Below are 23,996 nucleotides of genomic sequence, written 5' to 3' on the forward strand. Positions count from 1 at the left end.
CGCCGCAGTGATGGTCACGGTTCACCCGACGGTCGGACGGCGGGGTCTTCCCGGCGGCCTCGGTCGGCGGCCCCGGATGTGGACGCGCCGGGGCCGCCGCACCCCTGGACCCCCCTAGCCCCCCTAGCCCCCCTAGCCCCCCTAGCCCCCCCTAGACCAGCCCTCCAGCCCCGCCCTCGTCGAGCCGGTACTCCTGTGGCTCCGCCGCGTAGGAGTACAGCTCGGCGTACCGGCCCCAGTCCGTCGCCGTCTCCAACTGGGCGGCGACCTGTTCGCTGGTGAAGTGGTGGGCGAGCAGATCGCGGAAGAAGCCCGCCCGCAGCGGACGGCCCGGGGTCTGGCGCAGGCTACGGGTGATCAGCTGGACCAGCGGGGCGTGCGCCAGCACGGCCGCCGCGAAGATCCGCTTCGACTCCTGCACATCGGCGCCCGCGAACGCCGTCCCGGTGTCGGTGAGGCTCAGTTCGTCGCCCTCAAGGCCGCTGAAGCCGAGCAGGTCCAGGGCGTCGACCTGGGGCAGCAGATCGTCCACGGCGAGCCCCAGATCGTCCGCCAGGTCGGCCAGGTCGCAGCGCCCGCCCTGGTGCAGGATCATCTCCGCGAGCCCGGAGAGACTGTCGACGCCCGCCCGGGGGAGCGGGGTGGTGGCCGGGGTCCGCCGCTCCAGAGCGACCGGTTCGGCGCGGCCGGGCGTACGGGTCTCCTTCTGGCGGCCCGTCATCGTGCGGTACACCCGGTCGATGAGGTCCTCGAAGGCGGGCGCGTCCCGGTCGCGCGGACGGTCGAGCCCGACCTCGAAGACCTCCCGGACCGTGCCGTAGGGGCGGGAGCCGAGGATCACGATCCGGTCGGCCATCAGCACCGCCTCCTCGATGTTGTGGGTGACCAGCACGATCGCCCGGGTCGGGAACTGGCCCGACTCCCACAGCTCCATCAGCTCGCCGCGCAGGTTCTCCGCCGTCAGCACATCCAGCGCGGAGAACGGCTCGTCCATCATCAGGACGTCCGGTTCGACCACCAGGGCGCGCGCGAAGCCGACCCGCTGGCGCATCCCGCCGGACAGCTCCTTCGGATACGCCGACTCGAAGCCGTCCAGGCCGATCAGGTCGATGGCCGCCAGCGCCGCCTCGGCCCGTGCGGCGGCGCCGACGCCCTTGGCCTCGAGACCGACCTCCACGTTCTGCTGCACGGTGAGCCAGGGCAGCAGCGCGAAGGTCTGGAACACCATCGCGGTACCGGGGTTGGCGCCGGTAAGAGGGGCGCCCTTGTAGTGGACGGTGCCGGAGCTGGCGGGCAGCAGACCGGCCAGACAGCGCAGCAGGGTGGACTTGCCCGACCCCGACTTGCCGAGCAGGGCGACCACCTCACCGGCCCTGACCTGGAGATCGATACCGGACAGCACGGGCAGCTCACCGTCGGCCCCGGCGTAGGACTTGGTCAGTCCCCGAGTCTCCAGGAGCAGTTCGCCCTCCGTGATACGGGTCGTCATCTCGGGACCTCCAGGCGGTCAGAGGGAGTAGCGGGTCTCGGCGAGCCGGTGCAGGCGCCGCCACAGGAGCCGGTTGAGGGCGACGACGTAAAGGCTCATCACGGCGACCCCGGCGAGCAGCCGAGGATGGTCGGCGTCGGCGGTGGCCTGGGCGATATAGGCGCCGAGGCCGGTGGCGGTGAGGGTGGTGGTGCCGAAGGTGACCACCTCGGCGACGATCGAGGCGTTCCAGGCGCCGCCGGACGCGGTGATCCCGCCGGTCACGTACGACGGGAAGACGCCGGGGATGATCAGCCGCCGCCAGCGTCTCCAGCCGGTGACGCCGAGGTCGTCCATGGCCTCCCGCAGATCGGTGGGGATGGCCATGGCCCCGGCGATGGCGTTGAACAGGATGTACCACTGGGCGCCCAGCGCCATCAGGAACATGCCGCCGATGTCGAGCGTCAGCCCGGTCCTCAGGAAGCACCACACGGCGAGCGGGAACAGGAAGTTCGCCGGGAACGAGGCCAGCACCTGTACGACGGGCTGGGCGATCCGGGTCAGCCGGGGCGAGGAGCCGATCCACACCCCGACCGGCACCCACACCAGGGTGGCCAGCACCACCAGCACCACCACCCGGGCCAGCGTGGCGAGACCCAGCAGCAGCGGCTCGCCGAACACACCGAGGCCGGTGCGGTCGTGGAGATAGCGGCCGAGGTCGGTCAGGCCCCACAGGAGCGCGCCGCCCGCGACGACGGCGAACACGAGGTCGCCGGTGCGCTGCCGCGCCGGGTGGACGGTGAGCGGCCGGTCGTCGCGCCCGAGGACCCGGGCGGCCCGGCTGAGCGCGTGTCCGGCCGGACGCAGCACCCGGCCGAGCAGTCCCGGCCAGTGCGAGCGGCGCAGGAAGTCCAGCACCAGGGAGCGCTGCACCTCGCCCGCCTCGGACTGCTCGTTCTTGAACCGCTCGGCCCAGGCGGTCAGTGGGCGCCAGAACACGAAGTTCACGCCGGTCACCAGGACCACCATGGTGAGGATGGCCCAGCCGACCTTGCCGAGGTCGCCGTCGGCGATGGCGGCGCCCGCGTAGGAGCCGACGCCGGGCAGGGCGTAGTCGGTGTGGCCGAGGGTGACCGCCTCGGAGGCGACCAGGAAGAACCAGCCGCCGCCGAAGCTCATCATGCCGTTCCAGACCAGGCCGATCGCCCCGGAGGGGAGTTCCACCTTCCAGAACCGCATCCAGCGGGTGAAGCCGAACGAGCGGGACAGTTCGTCGAGTTCCCGGGGGAGTGAGGTGAGTGAGTGGTAGAAGCCGAACGTCATGTTCCATGCCTGGGAGGTGAAGATCGCGAAGATCGCGGCGCACTCCAGACCCAGCATCGAGCCGGGGAACAGGGCGACGAACCCGGTCACGGCCACCGTCAGGAAAGCGAGGACGGGCACGGACTGGAGGATGTCCAGCGCCGGGATCAGCACCCGCTCCAGCCGGCGGCTCCTGGCGGCGGCGTAGGCGTAGACGAAGGTGAAGACGGTGGACAGGGCGAGGGCCGCGAACATCCGCAGCAGTGAGCGGGCCGCGTCGTAGGGCAGTCGGCTCACGCTGGTGTCCACCTGGGCGGACCGGCTGGTGGAGAAGGACACGGTGGTGTCCTGGCCCACCCGCAGCGCCAGGTACAGCAGCACCAGCACCGCGGCGGCGACGACCCCGTCCACCCAGGTCAGCCGGGCCAGGCGGCCGGTGGACCGGGCGGACGGGGACGAGCCCGGGGCGGATCCGCGCGACCGGAACGACATGACAGGGCCCCCTCCCGCCACACTCGGGCCGGTCCATGGGGCGGGGCGGGGCGGGTGGCGAGGGTAGTCTGACCCATAGTTGCGCCGATACGCAAACATGGGGTGGCGTGCGGTCGCGAGGGCTCCGGCGGCGGGGATGTCCGCCTCTCACTCCCGACGGTCGGCTGTGACCCGCCCCAGGGCCGGACGGGACGGCGGGGGGACGCCCACCTCGCCTGCGGCCGTTCCCCTGCGGGGAGGCGCTCCCGGTCCGGCGCCTCCCTCGCTGGCGTTTCCCGTCCGGCCGCCCCCTCGGTGGCGTTCCCGACCCGGCGCCCCTCTCGGCGCCCCCCCGGCGGCGCTCCCGCCCCCCGCGATCCCTCAGCCGCCCGCCTTCGTGACCGTCCACCGCTGATGGGCGCCGGAGTTCGGCGGCCAGACCGTGACCGCCGCGCCCTCGTGCGTGGCCTCCCCGCCGACCTCGAGCAGCCGCCCCGTCGCCGCGCTGATCAGCGTGAAGGTCCCGTCCCCCGTGGTGGAGGCGAGCCATTCGGCGCCCGCGTCCCGAGGCCCGGTGTCCGGCTCCACCACCGGCACTCCGTCCCGCACCGCCAGCCGTGTCCCGGCCGCCGGGTCGGTGAACACATACCTGCGGCGCACCCCGTCGTCCCCGCGGACCGCGCTCAGCCGCCACTCCCGCGCCGCGCCGCCCAGCACCAGCCCCCGTCCGTCCCCGCCGACCGTCAGCGGACGCCCGCTCGCCACCCCGGTCAGCGTGTAGCTGTGCCCCTGGCGCAGCGCCGGGGCGTCGGCCGCCACCCCGGACACCCCCGACACGGCGAACGACGTCACCGACCGCGCCGGGACCGTGAAGGTCGCCGACCGCCCCCGCACCGGCACCGGGGCGTGCCGCCGCAGCGCACCGTCCGCGCTGGTCACCACCGGGGTGAGCGTCGCGCCCCGGGCCACCGTGCGGAACTTCGACAGATCGACGGTCACCGCGCTGGGCGTGTCGCCGTCATTGACGTGCACGACCGACGCGCCCCGGCCGTCGGCGCCCACCGCGGCGGCGCTGGACCGGTCGTCCACCGCCACCAGCCGGTCGCCCGGCCTGATGAAGTGGGTGAAGTTGCGGGCGGTGTCGAACTTGGTGTTGGTGCGCACCGGGCAGGTCTCCAGGGTGTCCTGGGCCGTGCAGTCGAACGGGACCTGGATACTGCCCCAGTTGCCGCCCCGGGGGGACTCGCCGCCCGGCTTCATGTTGTCGTAGTCCTCCACCGGCTGCCAGAACACCCAGCCGCGCGGCTCCAGTTCCCGCAGGTCGTCCACGATGTGCCGGGCCAGCCCCAGCCCCGGTCGCATGTCGGTGAAGCTCTGCCCGTCGCCCCAGTCGCCCTCGACCTCGCTCATCCACAGCGGCCGGTCCGCCGCCTTCGCCTGGTCCCGTACGGTGGTGCGCCGCCCGGTGCCGTAGGTGTGCACGTTCAGCCGGTCGACCAGGGCGCGTGCCTGCGGCGTGTAGGCGTTCCAGTTCGCGGCGAACAGGTCCGGGTTGGTCTCGTCCATCGCCGAGATCCCGGCCCCGGTGCCCGCCTCGCGCAGCGCGGGCTCCAGGGCGCGCAGCACCCGCTCCTGGAGCGCCGGACCCATGTGCGCGCCCTCCTGACGGCCCCCCACGGGCTCCCCGTCCGGACCGAGCCAGGTGCTCCAGTACGTGGTGTCCGGCTCGTTGAACGGGTCCACGGTGTCCACCCGGATGCCGTGCGCCCGCTCCAGCCGCCGGGTCGCGCCCGCCACGTACGCGGCGAAGTCGTCCACCGCGTCGGCCCGGAGTTGGTCGGCGCCCGCGTCGAACCCGCCCGACACATAGCCGCTCTCCGTCATGAACCAGGGCGGTGAGTTGCTGAACGTCTCCCAGTGGTCGATGTCGGCCTTGATCCGGTCCACCCACCACCGCTGGGTGGCGTCCGCGTCCGGGTTCCAGTCGGCCGGGTCGTCCGCGCTCCACCAGTCGGTGTCCTCGCGGGTGGTGCCCGCGGGCGCCTTCCACCAGCCCTCCACGGCCCCACCCGGGCGCAGATAGTCCCGCACGTCCGGGGCGTTGCCGCCGCCGATGTCGTACCGGGCGATGTTCAGCGCCAGCCCCTCGTCGCCGAACAGCAGCCGCGCGAGCCGCTCCCGGATCTGCGGCGGATAGTCCCCGGTGGCGTTGGCGAACCACACCAGACTGGTGCCCCAGCCCTGGAACGGCTCCTGCCGGTACGACGGATCGGGCCGTACGGTGACCGAGGCCACCGCCTCGGCCCGCGCCGGGACCCCGAGCGTCCCGGCGGCGGTGACCAGCGCGGTCACCACGGCGGCTCCCAGGAGCCGTCCCCGGCGTGCGGAGCGGATCGTCATGCTGCTGCTCCCATCGATGAGACCTTCACGGTGCCGACGACTTCACGAGCTGAGGAACGGACGGGCGGCGGAGGGACCCGTCAGGCGGCGTCCTGCCGCAGGACCGCCACTCCCCGCGCGGCGAGGATCAGCGGCCCGTCGCCGCCGTCGCCCCCGACGAGCACCTCACCGGTCAGGCCCGGCACGGCGACCGGCGCGTCGGTGCGGTTGACCAGGAACACGAACCGGCCCCCGGGCCCCCGCCGGACCACCTGCTCGACCCGGCCCCGCACCGCCTCGGGCAGCTCGCTGCCGACCCCGGTGGGCTCCAGCAGCCGGGGCAGCAGCGCGGTCAGCCCGTCCGCGCCGAGCCGGGTGGAGACGTACGCCGCCGAACCGCCGCCCGTCGCCCGCCGCGTCACCGCCGCACGGCCCGACTGCGCGCCCGTGCGATACCTGACGAGGACCTCGGTGGCCGGGTCGGAGACGGTGATCCGGTCGGTCCACACACTGCCCTCGCCCACCGTGTCCAGCGCCACCCGCTCGCCGTCCGCGAGCGGTCCGAACTCCTCGATCCGGATGCCCAGCAGCTCCCGCAGCGCCCCCGGGTAGCCGCCCAGCCAGATGTGGTCGTGCTCGTCCACGACCCCGGAGAAGTAGGTGGCGATCAGATGCCCGCCCTGCTCGGCGTACCGGGTCAGCCGCTTGCCCAGATCGGCGGGGACGACATGCAGCACCGGGGTGATCAGCACCCCGTAGGCGTCCAGGTCGGTGCGGGTGGTGACCAGGTCGGCGCGGATCCCGAGGGCGAGCAGCGCCGAGTACCAGTCCAGGGCCTCCTGGCGGTAGTCGAGCAGATGGGTGGGGTGGGAGTCCTGTTCGGCGGCCCACCAGGAGTCCCAGTCGTAGAGGATGCCGACCGGCGCGGGCTCGCGCTCGCTGTCCGCGACCGGGGCCAGCGCCGCCAGGGTGGCGCCCAGCGCGGTCACCGCCCGGAAGAGATCGCTGTCCGGCCCGGCGTGCGGGACCATCGCCGAGTGGTACTTCTCGGCGCCCGCCGCCGACTGCCGCCACTGGAAGTAGCAGACCGCGTCGGCGCCGTGCGCCACATGCAGCAGCGAGTCCCGGGCCAGCTCACCGGGGAGCTTCGCCCGGTTGACCGGCTGCCAGTTCACCGCGCTGGTCGAGTGCTCCATCAGATACCAGGGACGGCCCCCGGCGATGGCGCTGGTCAGATTGGCGGAGAACGACAGCTCGTCCAGCGCCTGCGGGCCCGGGTGCACATAGTGGTCGTTGGAGACGAAGTCGATCTCCTCCGCCCACTGCGGGTAGTTCATGCCCTTGGTGCCGCCCATCACCATGAAGTTGGTGGTGACGGGGATGCCTGGGGTGATCCGGCGCAGCACCTGGACCTCGGCCCGCAGATGGTCGCGCAGCGCGTCCGAGGAGAACCGCTTGAAGTCCAGCTGCTGCGTCGGATTGGGGTACGAGGCCGCCAGCCGCGGCGGCAGGATCTCCGCCCAGTCGCCGTAGCGCTGCGACCAGAACGCCGTGCCCCAGGCGTGGTTCAGCGCCTCCAGCGTGCCGTAGCGGGCGCGTAGCCAGCCGCGGAAGGCACCGGCCGCGTCGTCGGAGTAGTCGTAGACGTTGTGGCAGCCCAGCTCGTTGGAGATGTGCCAGGCGACCAGCGCGGGATGGCCGCCGTACCGGGTGGCCAGCCGTTCGGCCAGCCGCAGGGCGTGGTGCCGGAAGACCGGTGAGGTGGGGCGCCAGTGCTGCCGGCCGCCCGGCCACAGTGTCTCGCCGCGCTCGTTGACCGGCAGGATCTCCGGGTGCGCGGTGGTGAGCCAGGGCGGCGGGGAGGCGGTGGCCGTGGCCAGGTCCACGCCGATCCCGGCGCCGTGCAGCAGGTCCATGACCTCGTCCAGCCAGCCGAAGTCCCAGGTGTCCGGGCCCGGCTGGAGCCGCGCCCAGGAGAAGATGCCGACCGAGACGACGTTCACCCCGGCCTCGCGCATCAGCCGGACGTCCTCCTCCCAGATGTGCCGGGGCCACTGCTCGGGGTTGTAGTCGGCGCCGAAGACGAGCCGGGGCGCGGGGACACCGTCCGTCCCCTGCGATCGCCGGGACAGAAGGGTGGAGATCATGGCGGTCCTTCCGGAAAGGGGTACCGGGCGGCGCGCGGGGGCGCCGCCCGGTGTCGGGGCGCGGTACGGCTACTGCTCGACGGTGAAGCCCTGCTCCTGGCCGTACTTCACGGAGGCGTCCTGCCAGGTCTTCAGCCCCTCGGTGAGCGGCGTCGAGGACACATACGCCTTGCCGACCGTGTCGTTGAAGATCGAGTTGGCGTACGGCTGGAAGGGCAGGTACGACCACTTCTCGCCGACGTACATGGCGGACTCGGCGAAGATCCGGTTGGCCTGCTGCCCGCCGAAGTAGCCGAACTTCTTGTCGAGGAACTCCTCCGACTTGAGCTGGGCCACGGTCGCCGGGAACGCCCCCTCGTCCACCCGGGTCGCCACCCCGTCACCGGCGTTGGCGTACTCCACGAAGGCGTAGGCGAGTTCCTTGTGCTCGCCCAGCGCGGGCAGCGCCAGCGAGCTGCCGCCGTTCTCGGCGGTGGTCTTGTCGCCCGCCGACCAGGCCGGCATCGGCGCGACCCGCCAGTCCCCGGAGGCGCCCGCCACCCCGCTCTCGAAGTTCGCGGGCATCCAGGCGCCGGTCACCAGCGTCGCGATGGTGCCGTCGGCCAGGCCCTTGTACCAGTCGTCGGTCCAGCCGGTGATGGGCGCGATCAGCTTCTCGTCCAGCAGCTTCTGGTACATCGCGGTGTACTGCTCGGCCCCCGGGTCGGTGAAGTCGATCCCCACCGTGCTGCCGTTCACCTTGTACGGCCGTGAACCGGCCTGCCACAGCAGACTGGTGGTGTACCCGGCGTCCCCGGTGTCACTGGCGATGAACGCCTTCGGGTCGGCCTCGTGCAGCTCGCGCCCGGCCGCCACATACGCGTCCCAGGTGGTCGGCACGGCGATCTTGTGCCGGTCGAAGACCTTCTTGTTGTAGAACATCGCCATCGGCCCGGAGTCCATCGGCAGCCCGTACACCGCGTCGCCCTCGGTCACCCCGTTCCACGGCCCCGGGGTGTACTTCTCCTTCAGCTCCCCGGCGCCGAACGGCACCAGGTCGGTCAGCCCCTTGGTCAGCGCGTACTGGCCGACGGCGAAGTACTCGACCTGCGCCACGTCCGGGACGCCCTTCTCGGCCTCGATGGCGTTGGACAGCGCGGTGTAGTGCTTGTCACCGGACCGCTCGCCTATCAGCTCCACCTTGACCTTCGGGTACTTCTTCTGGAAGTCGGCGGCCACCGACTCCAGGGTGGGCTCCCAGGCCCACACGGTGAGCGTGCCGCCCTTCTCCAGGGCCGCCTGCACATCCGAGGCGGAGACGGGTTCCTGCGTGTCCTGGCCGTCGGAGCCGCCGCAGGCGGTGGCACCGAGGGCGAGCACGGAGAGCAGGGCGAGGCCGCGGGTGAGGCGGCTGGTGGTTCTGCGCATGGCGGAGCTTCCACTTCTTCGTGGGCGGGGTGTGCCGGATGAGAGGAGGGTCTACGGGACGACAGGGGGCCGGGCGCTACTCCTTGACGCTTCCGGCGGCAAGACCCGACTGCCAGTACCGCTGGAGCAGCAGGAACGCGGCGATCAGCGGCAGGATGGTGAGCAGCGACCCGGTGATCACCAGGTTGAAGATGACATCGCCGCCGATGGTCTCGGCCTGCGAGTTCCAGGCGCCGAGCCCGAGGGTGAGCGGATACCAGTCGGGGTCCTTGAGCATGATCAGCGGCAGGAAGTAGTTGTTCCAGGTGGCGACCGTGGTGAACAGCAGCACGGTGACGATGCCGGGGGCCAGCAGCGGCAGCGCGACCGTGAAGAAGGTGCGGGCCTCGCCCGCCCCGTCCATGCGGGCCGCCTCCAGGAGTTCGGCGGGCACCGCCTCGGCGGCGAACACCCACATCAGATACAGCCCGAACGGCGACACCAGCGACGGCACGATCACCGCCCACGGCGTGTCCGTGAGCCCCAGCTCGCTGAACATCAGGAAGGTCGGTACGGCGAGGGCGGTGGCGGGCACGGCGACCGCGCCGATCACCACGGCGAACACCGCCCGCTTGCCCGGGAAGGAGAACTTGGCGAGGGCGTAGCCGCCCAGCACGGCCAGGAAGGTCGCCCCGCCCGCGCCCAGCCCCACGTACAGCAGCGTGTTGAGCAGCCAGCGGACGAACACCCCGTCGTGGTACGTGAAGGTGTCCCGGACGTTGTCCCAGAGCGCGAAGTCGTCGGCGAACCACAGCCCGGCGGAGTCGGCCAGCCCCTCCTGGGTCTTGGTGGCGCTGATCACCAGCCAGATCAGCGGGACGAGGGTGTACAGCAGCATCAGCGAGGTGAGCAGGGTCAGCAGCACACTGCGCCGGGGCCGGGCGGGACCGCGCCGGGCGGGGGCGCGCAGCCGGGCGGTGCGGCGGCGCCCGGTGTCCGCGCCGGGGGCGGGGTCGGCGGCGGTGGCCGTCGCGGGGGTGGTGAGGGGGGTGGTCATCGCTCAGGCTCCCTTGCGCATACCGCGCAGCTGGACGAGATAGGCGATCACCATCGTGATCACGCCCATCACGAGGGCGACCGTGGCGGAGTAGTTCTGCTGCTGGCCGTTGAAGGAGAGGGAGTAGGTGTAGAAGTTCGGGGTGTAGTCGGTGGTGATGGCGTTGCGGGCGAGCTGGCGCAGGATGTTGGGCTCGTTGAAGAGCTGGAAGCTGCCGATGACGGAGAAGATCGTGGCGATCACCAGCGCGCCGCGGATCGCGGGCAGCTTGATCGCGGTGATGACCCGGAACTGCCCGGCCCCGTCGATCTCCGCCGCCTCGTAGAGCGAGTTCGGGACGACCCGGAGCGCGGAGTAGAAGATCAGCATGTTGTAGCCGGTGAACTCCCAGGTCACGATGTTGCCGATGGACGCCAGCACCAGATCGGGGGAGAGCGGGTCCGGCAGGGTCACCCCGAGCGCCCCGTTGATGTCCCCGACCAGTCCGTAGCGCGTGCCGTACATGAAGCCCCACATCAGGGTGGCGACCACGGCGGGCACCGCGTACGGCAGGAAGATCGTGATGCGGAAGAAGTCCCGCCCGTACAGCCGTCCGCTGTCCAGCGCGAGCGCCACCAGCAGGGCGATGCCGAGCATGACGGGCACCTGTACGGCGAGGAAGAGCGCGACCCGGCCGAGCGAGTCCCAGAACCGCTGGTCCTGGAGCGCCTGGGTGTAGTTGTCCAGACCGACGAAGGTGGTGCCGCCGATCAGCTGTTCCCGGAACAGGCTCAGATACAGCGAGTACGCGATCGGGGCCAGGAAGACCAGCGCGAACACGGCCACGAAGGGTCCGAGGAAGCCCCATCCCGTCCAGCGGCGGCGGTCGGGCCGCGCCGGGGGTGGTGCGGACCGCGGCTCCATGGCCGCGGTCGGTTGCAGCGTCGTCATCGTCGTTCCTCGCTCGTCCGTCCAGGAGCCCCGCGCCGACGCACCGGCGTCCCCCGGTACGTGCGATGTTCACGCAAACATCAGCGGCACGCGCGGGGCCCCGGCACTTGATCGGAAGCGGGGGGCCCAGTGACGTGCGGGCAGCGGCGCGGAGTGGTTCAGACCTGCTATGTTTACGTAAACATCCGGTGGCGGAATATCTACACCGCCGCGTCGACGGCGGTCAAGGGCCCGTCGGGGAGCCGTTGGTGAGCGGTCGGTGAACCGGTTCGCGGGACAATGACGAGAACACTGGCACAGAGGTGGGGGCGACACGTGGACACGGCTGAACGATCTTCCGCCGACGGGGCCGGACGGCGCCGCCGCGGCGGCCGGACCTCCGCGTCCATGGCCGATGTCGCCCGGCTCGCGGGCGTCTCCTCCCAGACCGTCTCCCGGGTCTCCAACGGCTACGCCGGAGTCAACGAGGAGACCCGGCGGCAGGTCCTCGCCGCGATGAAGGAACTGGGCTACCGGCCCAACAGCGCGGCCCGCGCCCTCAAGAGCGGCGAGTTCCGCACCATCGGGGTCATCACCTTCTCCCTCGCCACCACCGGCAACGTCCGCACCCTGGAGGCCATCGCCACCTCCGCCGCCGCCGAGGGCTACGCGGTCACCCTGCTGCCGGTCGCCGTCCCCACCGAGGACGAGGTGCGCGGCGCCTTCACCCGGCTCGAAGAACTCGCCGTGGACGCGGTCATCGTCATCATGGAGGTCCACCTCCTCGACGCGGCGACCGTCACCCTGCCGCCCTACGTCCAGGTCGTGGTCGTCGACTCGGACGCCGGGGACCTCTACACGGTCGTCGACACCGACCAGGCGGGCGGCAGCCGGATCGCCGTCGGCCATCTCCTCGACCTCGGGCACGAGACGGTGTGGCACCTCGGCGGCCCCGAGGACTCCTTCGCCGCCCAGCGCCGCGCGGACGCCTGGCGCGCCGCCCTGCTCGAAGCGGGCCGCACCCCGCCGCCGCTGCTGCGCGGCGACTGGTCCGCCGAGTCCGGCTACCGGGTCGGTCTGGAACTCGCCGCCCAGCCCGACTGCACGGCCGTCTTCGCCGCCAACGACCAGATGGCGCTGGGTCTGCTGCGCGCGCTGCACGAGAGCGGGCGGCGGGTCCCGCAGGACGTCAGCGTCATCGGCTTCGACGACATCCCCGAGTCGATGTCCTTCCTGCCGCCCCTGACCACCGTCCACCAGGACTTCGCCGAGATAGGCCGCCTGTGCGTGGCGGCGGTCCTGCGCAAGATGCGCCAGGGCGAACCGGAACTGGGCACGACCCTGGTCCCGACGAGCCTGGTCGTCCGCGCCAGCACGGCGCCGCCGGGCGGGGGATAGCCATCGGCTCGGGGCGGGGCGCGGCGGGTCCTTCGGCCGGTGTCGCCGGGGAGCCGGGCACCGGGTGTGCGGGGCGGGCGACTTGGTGGTGCCTGGGCCACGGGGTCGGTGGGGCGTCGCTTCGGGGCGGGGGGATGGCCGGAGGGGGACCGGCTCCGTGGGGAAGGGCTTTTTCGAGGTGAGCCGTGTCATTGGCTGGAAACGGGTGGCTGGGTGGGCATAGGTCGGGGGTTCGGGGGCGGAGCCCCCGAGGGGTGGGGCGCCGGGGACCTGTCAGTGGGCCGTTGCCGAGACCGCCTGTTCCCACGCCAGCCGTACCGCCCGGTGCGCGACGCGTGTCGCCCGCTCCGTCTCCGTCGGCAGCCTCAGCGGCGCACCGACATGGACATGGAACGCGGGCCGCCGCAGCGGCGAAGTGACCGCCCCGGCCAGCTGCTTGGCCGTCGTACCCGACGAGATCCGCCGTGCCCCCGCATGTCCCACCGGCACCACCAACGCCCCCGCCCGCGCCGCGAGCCGCGCCACCCCGGTCCGGAACGCCTCCGGAGGACCCGGCGCCGCGTCCAGCCGCTCCGGCAGCCCGCCCTCGCCGTAGATCAGCACATGCCGGCCCTCCGACAGCGCCGCCACCGCGAGGTCCAGCGCGTCCGCGGCCCGCGCCGACCGCCGGTGCACCGGGATGTGCCCCTCCCGGGTCAGCGCCCGCCCCAGCACCGGCACCCGCCACAGCCCCGCCGTCGCCATCACCGCCGGTTCCACCCCGAGCAGCCGCAGCGCGGCCAGCACCACCACCGGGTCCGCCATCGAGTCGTGGTTGGCCACGAACACCGACCCGGCGGGCAGGGCCGTGACCCCGTCACGGGTCACCGTCAGACGCCCCAGAACGGGCGCCACCACAGCGGCGGCACGGCTCAGCACGACGACCTACCTCCTCGAACCCGACCAGCGGCGGCGGCACCAGCACGGCCGCCCTCCGGGCCAGTCTCACCGCCCCGCGCCCCGCCGCCCTGAGCACGGATACTCAGGACGCCGGGACCGCGTACTCAGCGCCGCTCAGCGGCTGCGGACCAGCAGATACAGGAAGTACGGCGTACCGATGACCGCTGTCATCAGCCCCGCCCCCAACTGCGCCGGGGCGATCACCGTGCGGCCCAGCAGATCCGCCGTGCACACCAGCACCGCGCCGAGCAGCACCGCGACCGGCACCACCCGGGTGTGCGCCCGCCCCACCAGGGCACGGGCCGCGTGCGGGGCCACCAGACCGACGAACGCGATGGTCCCGGCCGCCGCCACCGCCGCCGCGCTCAGCAGCACGCTCAGCACCAGGAACGCGAGCCGTCCCCGGGACAGGTTCAGCCCCAGCAGCCGGGGCGTGTCCTCGTCCAGCGCCACCAGGTCCAGCTCCCTGCGCCGGACCACCGCGAGGGTCACCCCGGCCAGCAGCACCCCGGCGATCGGCAGCACGTCCGGCAGCGTCCGGCCGTACGTCGAACCCGACATCCAGGTCAGCGCCTTGGCCGCGTTGAACGGATCGGTGACCACGATCAGCAGGCTGATCAGGGCGGTCGTACCGGCCGCCAGACCGATGCCGACCAGCACCAGCCGGTTCTGCTGGAACCCGTCGCGCGCCGCCAGCCCGAACACCACCAGCGCCGCCGCGGCCGACCCCGCGAACGCGGCCCCCGCGATCCCCCAGGTACCGGCCGCCGGGACGGTCGTCACCAGCAGCACCGCGCCCAGCGCGGCACCCCCGGACACCCCGAGCACCGCCGGTTCGGCCAGCGGATTGCGGGTCACCGCCTGCACCAGCGTGCCCGCCAGGGCGAGCGCCGCACCCGCGCCGAGCGCCGCCAGCACCCGCGGCACCCGGGTGTCCAGCACGAACGTCACGGTCTGCCCCGCCCGGCCCTGCGCCCAGTGGACGACATCGCCCAGCAGCAGCTTGCTGTCGCCGAGCAGCACCGCCGCGACCGTCACCCCGGCCAGCGCCACCACGAGCACCGCCGTCACGGTCACGAAGACCCGGCGGCTGCGGATGCGCAGCCGGTCCTGGGTCGCGGCGCCCGCCGTGTCCCGGGTCCGGGCCGCCATGACCACCAGGAACACGGCACCGATCAGACTGGTCACCACTCCGGTCGGCACCGCGACCGAGGTGTCACCGGACAGCAGCGCCCGCAGCAGCACGTCCGCGCCCAGCACCAGCGCCGCGCCGACCAGCCCGGCCACCGGCACGGCCGCCCGGGTCCGGCCGAACCCGCGCACCCGGCGGGCGAGTCCGCGCACCAGCGCCGGGGCGCACAGCCCGACGAACCCGATGGGCCCGGCCAGGGTGACCGCGGCGGCGGACAGCAGCACACCCAGCACCACCACCGTGATCCGGGTGGCCCGCACCGGTACGCCGAGGCCGCTGGCCGCGTCGTCGCCGAGCGCCAGCGCGTCCATCCGGCGGGCCGTCAGCAGCAGCCCGGCGAGCCCGGCCAGGACGAGCGGCGCCATCTGCGCCACCCCGTCGAAGCCGTTCTGCGCGATGCTGCCCTGGTTCCACTGGAAGAGACCCTCGGTCTCCTGCGGGAACAGCAGCAGCAGCCCCTCGGTGATCGAGGTGAGCCCGAGGGCCAGTGCCGTACCGGCCAGCACCAGCCGGACCGTTCCGGCGCCGAGCCCGGACAGCGCCAGCACCACACCGGCCGCGGCCAGCCCGCCCGCGAAGGCGATCCCGGAGGACGCCAGCAGCGGCAGCGACAGCCCGGTGACGGCGGCGACGCCGAGCGCCGCGTAGGCGCCCGCGTTGACGGCGAGGGTGTCCGGCGCGGCGAGCACATTGCGGGTCACGGCCTGGAGCGCGGCACCGGCGGCGCCGAGCGCGAGCCCGACCAGGACGCCCGCGGCCATCCGGGGCAGCCGGGACTCGACGACCACCGACGCGTCGCCGGGGTCGGCCCGGCCGGTGAGCGCCTTGAGCACCTCGCCCGCCCCGGCGGAGGCGGTGCCCTGGGTGATGTCGACCACGGCCAGCACCGCCACCAGCAGCACCAGCCCGGCCGTCACCGCGGTGGCGCCCACCCGGGACGCCACGGTCGCCGCCGGGGCGACGGGAGCGGGTGCGGTCACCGCCATCGCGTCAGCTCGTCAGCGCGTCGACGACACCGTCGACGTACGCCGTCATCGACTCGTGGCCGCCGAACATCCAGATGCCGTCGGGCAGCCGGTGGGCGTCGCCCGCCTTCACGAACGGCAGCGACTTCCACACCGCGTTGTCCTTGAGTTCGTTGCCGAAGGGGTCGCTGGCCGCGTCGCCCTTGTTGCCGATGTAGGCGAACTGGACGTCGTCGTTCAGCGTGGTGAGGCCCTCGACGTCGGTGGTGCCGAGGCCGTAGTCCTTGTCGCCCTCGACGGTCCAGGCGTTCTTCAGCCCGAGCCGCTCGTTGACGGTGCCGATCAGCGAGGTGCTGGTGTAGGGGCGCAGCGAGACCTGGTTGGAGGCGACATAGCCGTCAGCGAAGGCGATCTCGGCGCCGCCGAGCCCGGCGTCGGCGAGGGCCTGCTTGCCCTCGGCGAGCGTGGCCGTGAAGTCCTTCTTGATCTGCTCGGCCCGGTCGGTGGTGCCGGTGGCCTGGGCGATCAGGTCGAGGTTCTTGTCCAGCTGGCCGAGTTGGTCGGCGCCGTCGGCGGAGCGCACCTTGAGCACCGGGGCGACCTCGCGCAGTTGCTTGACGGCGGCGTCCGGCAGATCGGTGGTGGTGACGATCAGATCGGGCTTGAGGGTGGCGATGGTGTCCATGCTGGGCTCGCCCCGGGTGCCGATCTCGGTCGGCTCGTTCTTCAGCGGAACGGCGCCGTCCCACAGGTTGTAGCCCTTGGCGTCGGCCACGCCGACCGGGTCGACGCCCAGGCTGACCAGGTGCTCGACCACGTTCCACTCGGTGCCGACGACCTTCTTCGCCGGACCGTCGAGCTTCACCTCGGTACCGGAGGCGTCGGTGAGGGTGAGCGCCGTGCCGCTCTTCTGGGAGGTGTCGGCGTCGGCGGCGGGCTCGGTGGAGCCGCAGGCGGACAGGGCCAGCGCCCCGGCGGCGACGGCGCAGACGGTGAGAAGGGTGTGGCGACTCATGAGGGAGTGCGGAGCCTTTCGCTTCGGGTGTGGTGGCGGCCGATCGCGCGGGTGCGCAGCCGGCCGGTGAGGGGATCGGGGTCGACCTCGATCCGGATGCCGTAGACCTCGCTGAGGCGCTCGGGGGTCAGCACGTCCTCGGGGCTGCCGTGGGCGACGATCCGCCCGGCGGCCAGCAGGACGATCCGGTCGGCGACGGCCGCCGCCTGGTCCAGGTCGTGCAGCACGACACCGACGGCGATGCCGTGGTCGTCGGCCAGTTCGCGTACCAGGTCCAGCAGTTCGACCTGGTAGCGCAGGTCGAGATAGGTGGTGGGCTCGTCCAGCAGCAGGACGCCGGTCTCCTGGGCGAGGCAGCCCGCCAGCCAGACCCGCTGGAGCTGGCCGCCGGAGAGGTGTTCCGCCCCGCGCCCGGCCAGTTCCGCGACCCCGGTCAGGGCGAGCGCGCGGTCCACCGCCGCCCGCCCGTCCGGGTCGGCGCCGCCCCAGCGGCCCCGGTACGGATAGCGGCCGAACTCGACCACGTCCCGCACGGTCAGCCCGCCGGGCGTGGGCCGGGACTGGGTGAGCAGGGCGACATGCCGGGAGAAGGCGCGCGGCGACAGCGCGAGCCCGTCGATGTGCCCGTCGAGCACGACCTCGGCCCGGCGCGGCCGTTGCAGCCGGGCGAGGGTCCGCAGCAGGGTCGACTTGCCGCTGCCGTTCGGCCCCACCAGCGCGGTCACCTGTCCGGGCCGCAGGGTGAGGTCCGCGTCGTGCACGACATCGACACCGTCGTACGCCACCGTCACGGCGGTGGCCGACAGCTCGTGCCCGCGCAGCCCGGGTCGCTCTTCACCAGTACTCACGGGGTGAAGGTTAGCCTACCCTAATCAGCCATCGCCGCCCCGGTGCGACCACGCTGACCAGCGCATCTGCCCAAGGCGACCCACCGGGACGTCAACTACGCTCCCGGCCCGGCGACTTGACGTCCGACACCATGCCCGGAACTCGAACGAAAACCCTGCCGTGATCTTGGCGCTCGGGCTGGCACGGGTGACAACCAGGTCCTTAGGATGAACAGCCAGTAAGGCCAGTGCAGTGGCACGGTACGGAGCTGGGGGATCGATGAGCACGGGTAAGCAGCTGTCCACGGAGATCGACGCCAACGTCCCGACGGCCGCCCGGATGTACGACTACTACATCGGCGGCAAGGACAACTACGCCGCCGACCGCGCGGCCTGCGAGGAACTGGACAAGGTCGTCCCCAGCACCCGCCGCCTCGCCGTCAACAACCGCCGCTTCCTCCAGCGGGTCGTCAAGGTGCTCGCCGAGGACCACGGCATCCGGCAGTTCCTCGACCACGGCTCCGGTCTGCCCACCCAGAACAATGTCCACCAGGTCGCCCAGCGCATCGACCCCACCGCCCATGTGGTGTACGTGGACAACGACCCGATGGTCCTGGTGCACGGGCGCGCCCTGCTGGAACAGGACGAGCGCACGGCCGTGATCCACGCCGACCTGCGCAACACCACCGACATACTCGCGCACGCGGACACCCGGCGCCTGATCGACTTCGAGCAGCCGGTCGCCGTGCTCTTCAACTCCGTCTTCCACTGCATCCCGGACAGCGACACCGAGGGCCCGCGGGCCGTGGCCGAGCGCTTCAAGGAGAAGCTCGCCCCCGGCAGCTACCTGGTGATGTGCCAGCTGGTCAGCGAGGACGCCGAGGTCCGCAGGTTCGTCACCGACTTCATGAACCAGGCCACCCAGGGACACTGGGGCCGGGTCCGCGAGCCGGTCGACGTCGCCGCCCTCTTCGACGGGCTGGAGATCCTGGAGCCCGGCCTCGTCGAGGTCTCCACCTGGCGCCCCGACTCCGAGGTCGCCCCCCGCCAGCTCACCCATGAGTGGATCGAGTACGGCGGGGTCGGCCGGGTCGCCTGACCCCCGCCGCCCCGCGCTCCACCGCCGGTCCCGCCGCCGGTCCCGCCGTCCAGGAGGGACCGGCGCGGTCATGCCCGGACCCGGTGGGGGAGCGGGCGGTCAGCGCTGCGGGTAGCGGTGCTCCACCGTGGACCGCAGCAGCTCCAGGGACTCGCGCGGAGTGAGCGCGTCGTCGGCCAGCCGGTCCAGGGTGAGCCGGTACTCCTCGGTCTCGTCCCGGTCCTCCAGGAAGTTCGCGCTCTTGATGTGCTCCAGATACACCACGTCGGGCAGATCGAGCCCGCCGAAGCGCAGGAAGGTGATCGGGATGACCGGCGCCGAGGCGTCGGTGACATCGAGCGGGACCACCTGCACGGTGATGTTGGGGCGCCGGGCCATCTCGATCAGATGCAGCAACTGCGCCCGCATCACCGACCGGTCGCCGAGCACCCGCAGCAGCACCGACTCGTCCAGCACCGCCCACAGCTGCGGCGGGTCGGCGCGGTCCAGCAGCCGGGCACGCCGGGCGCGCAGCTCGACCCGGCGGCGCACCTCGGTCTCGGGTGCCACGGGCAGCCCGCGCCGGACGACCGCCTCGGCGTAGCCGGGGGTCTGGAGCAGTCCCGGCACGTACTGGATCTCGAAGGTACGGATCGACGCGGCGGCCTCCTGGAGTCCGACCAGCCGGTCGAACCACTCCGGCATCAGCCGCTTGTCGTACCGCTGCCACCAGCCCGGCTGTCCGGCGCGGTGGAGCAGCTCGACCATCACCGAGGTCTCGTACTCGTCCACCTCGTACAGGGCGAGCAGGGCTCGCAGATCGGCCTCCGTCGGTGGCCTGCGGCCCTTGCCCGCCTCGATCCGCGACAGCTTGGCCGGGCTGAAGCCCAGGGTGCGCGCGGCCTGGTCCTGGGGGATCTGCCGGTCCTCGCGCAACCCGGTGAGCTGCACACCGACCAGCATCTTCAGCAGCGTCGGAGCGGGCTCGGCGCGGTCGAGGTACGGCTGGAGGCGGGACACGCGCGGTGCGTCGGCGGACATCCTGGCTCCCGGCGGATGACAGAAGGGAACACGACACTATCGCAGTTCGTAGATCCCGGTCCCGCATATGCCGTCAGAATCCGGTGAGTTGGCGTGATCGTCGGGGGTGCGGCCGAATCCGGGCGGGCCCGTACCGCTCGGGCCCGCCCGGACCGCGACCCGGTCCGGTGCCGCCGGAGCCGTGGGGTCTCCGGCGGCGATTTCAGGTCGTTTTCACGGTCGTGTTCCCGGTCAGATGGTCGAACTCCCCGTCCTTGGCGCCGGCCACGAACGCGGCGATCTCGGCGGGGGTGTAGACGAGCGCGGGCCCGTCGGGGTGGCGTGAGTTGCGCATCGCGATGTTTCCGTCGATCAGCGGGGCGACCTCGACACAGTTGCCCTCGGCGGCGCTGTGACGGCTCTTGGTCCAGTGAACGTCCAGGGAGCTGGCCCGGACTCCGTTCGTTACTGACGGCACGGCGATCTCCTTGCTGTCCATGTTCCCTGTCGTACCCAAAAAGTCGCGCAATTTCTCGTGCAATTGCACGCCGGTGCTGACAGTGTGGATAATAGCTGCGGCGTCAACCCCCGTGGAGGCGCCGGATCATGACAACGTGTCAGGGAGATCGCGTACCGCCACCGTGACCCGGAAGCGGGTTCCGGCAGGTCGGGCGCCGGTCCTCCCTCCTTTGACGGAGACGACCGCTGCGGAAGGGCCCCACGCCATGCGCACCGCTTCGACGCACCAGCCGAACACCGAGCGCACGGAGCACGAACCCCTGACCCCCTCAGCCACCCGCCCGGACCCGCTCCGCTCGCTGGGCGAGGTCCCCTGGCAGGTGATCAAGGACTCCAGCGGCAGCGCCACCGCCGTGCCGAGGCTCCTCAACAAGATCGCCTGGGGGAACCGGGACACCGCCGAGGCGGCCGTCGGTGAACTGCGCGACCTGATCTGCCAGTTCGGCTTCGTGGTGCACCAGGCGACCGCCGCCGTCGTCCCCTACCTCTGGGACCTCGCGCTGCTTCCGCATGTCAAGGTCCGGCCGCAGCTCATCCGGCTGCTCGCCGCCGTCGCCGTCGCCCGCCAGTGGGAGACCACGGCCGTCGCCTACCCCAAGCTCCTCAACCACCGGGAGAACCACGTGGTGTGGGAGCGCGCCGCCCGTCAGGCGGTCCGCGCCCGGCGCGATCAGGTGCGCGCCCTGCTGACCGACAAGGACCCCGAAGTCATGGCCGCCGCGAGCGAACTCGCCCAGCGGATCGGCCAGTAGGACCCCCCGGGGCCAGGGGAGCCGCCCGGTCGGGGGATACGGACGGCTTCCCGGCTTCCCCGTGTTCACTTCCATGCGGCTTGCTCGTGTTCAGCGCGGTCTGCCCGCGCGCTCACTGGGGCTTGCCCGTGTTCACCGTGGTCTCCCCGTGGTCACTGCGGTTTCCCCGCGTTCAGCGCCGGTTTTCCATGTTCAGCGCGGATTTACCCGCGCTCAGCGCCGCTTCCCCGTGGTCACTGTGGGGCGACGGGTCGTTCCAGCAGTTCGGCCGGGTCCGTGTAGCCGCTCCGCCGGTACAGCGGCGTGCTGCGTCGCGACGGCCAGACGACCAGCGTGTCGAGCCCCGCGTCGTGGGCGTGGCGCTCGACCTCCGCGAGCAGCGCGCCGCCGATGCCCCGGCCGCGCAGCTCCGGCACCACATAGAACGCGGTGACATAGCCCAGCGCCGCCGGGGCGCCGGGGTCCGGGTCGGGGACCTTCTCCACCAGCCCCAGGAACACCTGGCCGCAGACCCGTCCCTCCGCCGTCTCCGCCAGCCACGCCCGCCAGGTCCCGGCCGTCAGCCGGGCGCGCAGCCACTCCTCGCAGCGGGCCGCGAAGTCCTCCCCGACCGGGTCCGCCCCGGCCTCCTCCCGCTTCGCGTGCCACCGCAGCTCCGCCAGCGCACGCGCGTCCCCGACCCCGGCGGGCCGGACGCCGATCCCCTTCACCCCGTCATCCCCCTCGGTTTCAGTGCCGGATCAGGCCGCCGACCGGGACCGGCGCCACATGGCCGGTCGCCGGACGGGTGCGGGCCAGGGCCAGACCGATGTCCACCAGGGAGGACCGGGCCAGCCCGGCGACCTCCGGAAGCGGGGTCCACACCGACTCGGCGATACCCCCGCCCGGCTCGGCGCGCAGCCGCCCGCCGGTGACGCGGACCTGGTAGAACACCCCCACGTTCTGATGGTCGGGGCCGCCCGGGTCGGTCCGCTCGGCCGCGGGCACGATCCGTGAGTCCACCCCCAGCAGCCGTTCCACCACCGCCGTACAGCCGGTCTCCTCGGCGACCTCCCGGACCACCGTGTCGAACGGGTCCTCGCCCTGCTCGACCCTGCCGCCCGGCAGCGTCCAGGTGCCCTCGCCCCCGCCCGACACATGACGGCCGAGCAGCACCCGCCCCTCGGTCACACACACCGCGTACGCCGCCAGCCGCAGACTCAACCGGACCCCCCTGTCCACCCGGACCCGAGCCTAAGCGTGCGGCGGCGGGCCCCCGCCCGCGTTCCGCGCATCGACCGGACGGACGACCCGGCCGTCGTCCGACCCGCCCCCGTCCCGCAGCCGGTACGGCGATCCGCCGGGCGGGCCCGCACGGCGACCATGAACGAGGAGCCGGACGCCATCCCGTCCGGCCGCCCCACCACCCGTGTACGAGGATGAGGAACCGACCAGCCGTGCTGCCGCGCCCGCTGAACCAGCTGATGAGGAGCGCCCTCCCCATGTCCCCCGCCGACCGTGCCCTGCTGGCCGCCGCCGCCTCGGGCGACACCGACGCCGTCCGCGCGGCCCTCGCCTCCGGTGCCGATGCCGAGACCCGCGACGACCACCGCCGTACCCCGCTGCTGCTGGCCGCGCTCGCCGACCACGTCCCGGTGGCACGGCTGCTCGTCGCCGCCGGGGCCGACCCCGACGCCCAGGACGACCGGGACGACAGCGCCTGGCTGGTCACCGGAGTCACCGGCAGCGTCCCGATGATGCGCGCCCTGCTCCCGGCCCGCCCCGACCTCACCCTGCGCAACCGGTTCGGCGGCATCGCCCTCATCCCCGCCGCCGAACGCGGCCATGTCGCCTACGTCCGCGCCCTGCTCGCCGAGACCGACATCGCCGTCGACCATGTCAACCGGCTCGGCTGGACCGCGCTGCTGGAAGCGGTCGTCCTCGGCGACGGCGGCCCCGCCCATCAGGAGATCGTCGCGCTGCTGCTCGCCGCCGGAGCCACACCCGGTCTGCCGGACGGCGACGGCGTCACCGCGCTGCAACACGCCGAACGCCGGGGCTTCACCGGTATCGCCGCGCTGCTGCGGGACGCGCGATGACCGTCCGCCGGGCCGCCGTCGCCGTCGCCGTTCTGGCCCTGGCGACGGGCTGCTCGGCGGGGGACCCGGAGCCCGCCCCACCGCCGTCCGCGCGCCCCTCCGCGCCGACCGTCACCCCGCACGGCACCCTCCTCGTCACCGACTTCGGCGGTGACACCGTGACCTTCGTGGACCCGGACGCGGGCGCCACCGGCTCGGTGCGGGTCGGGACGGCGCCGTACGGGCTGGCCGTCGGGGCGGACGGGCGGGCCTGGGTGGCGACCGCCGAGGGCGTCGCCGTGGTCGACACCGCCACCCGCGAGCGGATCGCCGTCGTCCCGTACCGGACCGGTGGGCTCGGGCCCGCCGCGCACGGCGAGTACCGGGGCGGCGGCATGGGGATCGCGCTCGCGCCGGACGGCCGCCGGGTCCACGTCGGGGTCAACGTCCCCGGCGGGCCCGGCACCCTGGAGACCATCGACACCTGGACGCTGGAGGTGACCGCCACCGCGGACACCGGCCGCCGCCCCTTCGACGTGGACGTCTCCCGCGACGGCTCCGAGGTGTACGTCACCAGCCACGACTCCTTCGACGTCACCGTCGTCACCGACGGCGGCCGGACCACCCGGCGGATCGAGGTCGCGCCCTACGGCACCGAGGGCGGCCTCGGCTCCTGGCTCAAGCCGCACTACACCGCCGTACGGCCCTCGGACGGGCGGCTGTTGCTGCCGTTCGAGGGGGAGCGGCTGGTCGTGGTGGATCCGGTGTCCGGGCGGTCGTCGGTCGAGCCGATGACCGCGAACACCCATCAGCACGGCGTGGCGGTCACCGCCGACGGCACCCTGCTGGTCGTCGGCACCGGACCGATCGACCCCGCGTCCGACGCCGGACCCTCGCTCACCGTGCGGGCGCCGGACGGCGCGGAGCGGGTGATCCCGCTGGACGGGCCGCACGAGAGCGTCGCCGTCGGCGCGGACGGGCGGACCGCCTATGTCAGCGGCGGCTTCACCCGGGACGGGTACTGGGACGGGCTGACGGTGGTCGACCTGGAGTCGGGGCGGACCCGGAAGCTCCCAGTGGGGGAACGGCCGCTGGGGATCGCCGTGCTGTGAGCG

At 72.8% G+C, this 23,996-nt stretch carries 20 protein-coding genes; 5 read left to right on the forward strand and 15 right to left on the reverse strand.

Annotated elements, in window-relative coordinates; all coding sequences use genetic code 11:
* Nucleotides 1-151 precede the first annotated feature (151 nt).
* From AB0D49_RS31510 to AB0D49_RS31540, 7 genes are all read right to left on the reverse strand, one after another.
* Nucleotides 152-1,489 carry a nitrate/sulfonate/bicarbonate ABC transporter ATP-binding protein gene (locus tag AB0D49_RS31510; RefSeq protein WP_362764005.1) on the reverse strand — a complete coding sequence of 446 codons (1,338 nt, stop codon included), beginning with the start codon at nt 1,487-1,489 and terminating at the stop codon, nt 152-154.
* A gap of 18 nt (nt 1,490-1,507) precedes the next feature.
* Nucleotides 1,508-3,262 (reverse strand): ABC transporter permease subunit, encoded by a 1,755-nt coding sequence (locus AB0D49_RS31515; protein WP_362764009.1) that lies wholly within the window; start codon nt 3,260-3,262, stop codon nt 1,508-1,510.
* A gap of 360 nt (nt 3,263-3,622) precedes the next feature.
* A complete protein-coding gene (locus AB0D49_RS31520) occupies nt 3,623-5,641 on the reverse strand; it encodes a glycoside hydrolase (protein WP_362764012.1) in 2,019 nt (672 codons plus the stop codon).
* A gap of 80 nt (nt 5,642-5,721) precedes the next feature.
* Entirely contained in the window at nt 5,722-7,767 is a 2,046-nt protein-coding gene (locus AB0D49_RS31525; protein ID WP_362764015.1) for a beta-galactosidase, read from the reverse strand.
* Nucleotides 7,768-7,836: 69 nt separating this feature from the next.
* Nucleotides 7,837-9,174, reverse strand: coding sequence for an extracellular solute-binding protein (locus tag AB0D49_RS31530; protein WP_362764017.1), 1,338 nt, complete (start codon nt 9,172-9,174; stop codon nt 7,837-7,839).
* Between the two features lie 76 nt (nt 9,175-9,250).
* On the reverse strand, nt 9,251-10,210 hold the full coding sequence (locus tag AB0D49_RS31535; protein WP_362764019.1) for a carbohydrate ABC transporter permease: 960 nt from the start codon (nt 10,208-10,210) through the stop codon (nt 9,251-9,253).
* Between the two features lie 3 nt (nt 10,211-10,213).
* Nucleotides 10,214-11,140: a sugar ABC transporter permease gene (locus AB0D49_RS31540; protein ID WP_362764022.1), complete on the reverse strand. Its 927-nt coding sequence runs from the start codon at nt 11,138-11,140 to the stop codon at nt 10,214-10,216.
* Between the two features lie 387 nt (nt 11,141-11,527).
* On the opposite strand from AB0D49_RS31540, the gene AB0D49_RS31545 reads away from it, so the two are divergent.
* Nucleotides 11,528-12,517: a LacI family DNA-binding transcriptional regulator gene (locus AB0D49_RS31545; RefSeq protein WP_362764300.1), complete on the forward strand. Its 990-nt coding sequence runs from the start codon at nt 11,528-11,530 to the stop codon at nt 12,515-12,517.
* Between the two features lie 273 nt (nt 12,518-12,790).
* On the opposite strand, the gene AB0D49_RS31550 is transcribed toward AB0D49_RS31545, so the two are convergent.
* From AB0D49_RS31550 to AB0D49_RS31565, 4 genes are all read right to left on the reverse strand, one after another.
* Nucleotides 12,791-13,435 carry a lysophospholipid acyltransferase family protein gene (locus AB0D49_RS31550; RefSeq protein ID WP_362764025.1) on the reverse strand — a complete coding sequence of 215 codons (645 nt, stop codon included), beginning with the start codon at nt 13,433-13,435 and terminating at the stop codon, nt 12,791-12,793.
* 135 nt (nt 13,436-13,570) lie between these two features.
* Nucleotides 13,571-15,634 carry an iron ABC transporter permease gene (locus AB0D49_RS31555; RefSeq protein ID WP_362764027.1) on the reverse strand — a complete coding sequence of 688 codons (2,064 nt, stop codon included), beginning with the start codon at nt 15,632-15,634 and terminating at the stop codon, nt 13,571-13,573.
* A 4-nt stretch (nt 15,635-15,638) separates the two neighbouring features.
* Nucleotides 15,639-16,628 carry an iron-siderophore ABC transporter substrate-binding protein gene (locus AB0D49_RS31560; RefSeq protein WP_362764030.1) on the reverse strand — a complete coding sequence of 330 codons (990 nt, stop codon included), beginning with the start codon at nt 16,626-16,628 and terminating at the stop codon, nt 15,639-15,641.
* Nucleotides 16,625-17,476, reverse strand: coding sequence for an ABC transporter ATP-binding protein (locus AB0D49_RS31565; RefSeq protein ID WP_362764033.1), 852 nt, complete (start codon nt 17,474-17,476; stop codon nt 16,625-16,627). Before AB0D49_RS31565 ends, AB0D49_RS31560 begins: the two co-directional genes overlap by 4 nt.
* Before the next feature lie 259 nt (nt 17,477-17,735).
* On the opposite strand from AB0D49_RS31565, the gene AB0D49_RS31570 reads away from it, so the two are divergent.
* Entirely contained in the window at nt 17,736-18,554 is an 819-nt protein-coding gene (locus AB0D49_RS31570) for an SAM-dependent methyltransferase (RefSeq protein WP_362764036.1), read from the forward strand.
* Nucleotides 18,555-18,653: 99 nt separating this feature from the next.
* Here the strand turns inward: AB0D49_RS31570 and AB0D49_RS31575 are convergent, their stop codons facing one another.
* Together AB0D49_RS31575 and AB0D49_RS31580 are read right to left on the reverse strand one after the other, a co-directional pair.
* On the reverse strand, nt 18,654-19,574 hold the full coding sequence (locus AB0D49_RS31575; protein ID WP_362764039.1) for a helix-turn-helix transcriptional regulator: 921 nt from the start codon (nt 19,572-19,574) through the stop codon (nt 18,654-18,656).
* 202 nt (nt 19,575-19,776) lie between these two features.
* Nucleotides 19,777-20,031 (reverse strand): DUF397 domain-containing protein, encoded by a 255-nt coding sequence (locus AB0D49_RS31580; protein WP_362764304.1) that lies wholly within the window; start codon nt 20,029-20,031, stop codon nt 19,777-19,779.
* Between the two features lie 247 nt (nt 20,032-20,278).
* Between AB0D49_RS31580 and AB0D49_RS31585 the strand changes: the two genes are divergently transcribed.
* Nucleotides 20,279-20,824, forward strand: coding sequence for a hypothetical protein (locus AB0D49_RS31585; protein ID WP_362764042.1), 546 nt, complete (start codon nt 20,279-20,281; stop codon nt 20,822-20,824).
* 233 nt (nt 20,825-21,057) lie between these two features.
* On the opposite strand, the gene AB0D49_RS31590 is transcribed toward AB0D49_RS31585, so the two are convergent.
* Both AB0D49_RS31590 and AB0D49_RS31595 read right to left on the reverse strand, forming a co-directional pair.
* Nucleotides 21,058-21,534, reverse strand: a complete 477-nt coding sequence (locus tag AB0D49_RS31590) for a GNAT family N-acetyltransferase (protein ID WP_362764045.1) — start codon at nt 21,532-21,534, stop codon at nt 21,058-21,060.
* A 19-nt stretch (nt 21,535-21,553) separates the two neighbouring features.
* The gene (locus AB0D49_RS31595) at nt 21,554-22,027 is read right to left on the reverse strand and encodes an NUDIX domain-containing protein (protein ID WP_362764048.1); all 474 of its coding nucleotides are present in this window, start codon (nt 22,025-22,027) and stop codon (nt 21,554-21,556) included.
* A gap of 278 nt (nt 22,028-22,305) precedes the next feature.
* Here AB0D49_RS31595 and AB0D49_RS31600 point away from each other — a divergent pair, with 278 nt between their 5' ends.
* Together AB0D49_RS31600 and AB0D49_RS31605 are read left to right on the forward strand one after the other, a co-directional pair.
* On the forward strand, nt 22,306-22,902 hold the full coding sequence (locus AB0D49_RS31600; protein WP_362764051.1) for an ankyrin repeat domain-containing protein: 597 nt from the start codon (nt 22,306-22,308) through the stop codon (nt 22,900-22,902).
* Nucleotides 22,899-23,993, forward strand: coding sequence for a hypothetical protein (locus AB0D49_RS31605; protein ID WP_362764054.1), 1,095 nt, complete (start codon nt 22,899-22,901; stop codon nt 23,991-23,993). Before AB0D49_RS31600 ends, AB0D49_RS31605 begins: the two co-directional genes overlap by 4 nt.
* Nucleotides 23,994-23,996: the final 3 nt, after the last annotated feature.

Source organism: Streptomyces sp. NPDC048290 (assembly GCF_040652095.1).
Lineage (GTDB): Bacteria > Actinomycetota > Actinomycetes > Streptomycetales > Streptomycetaceae > Streptomyces.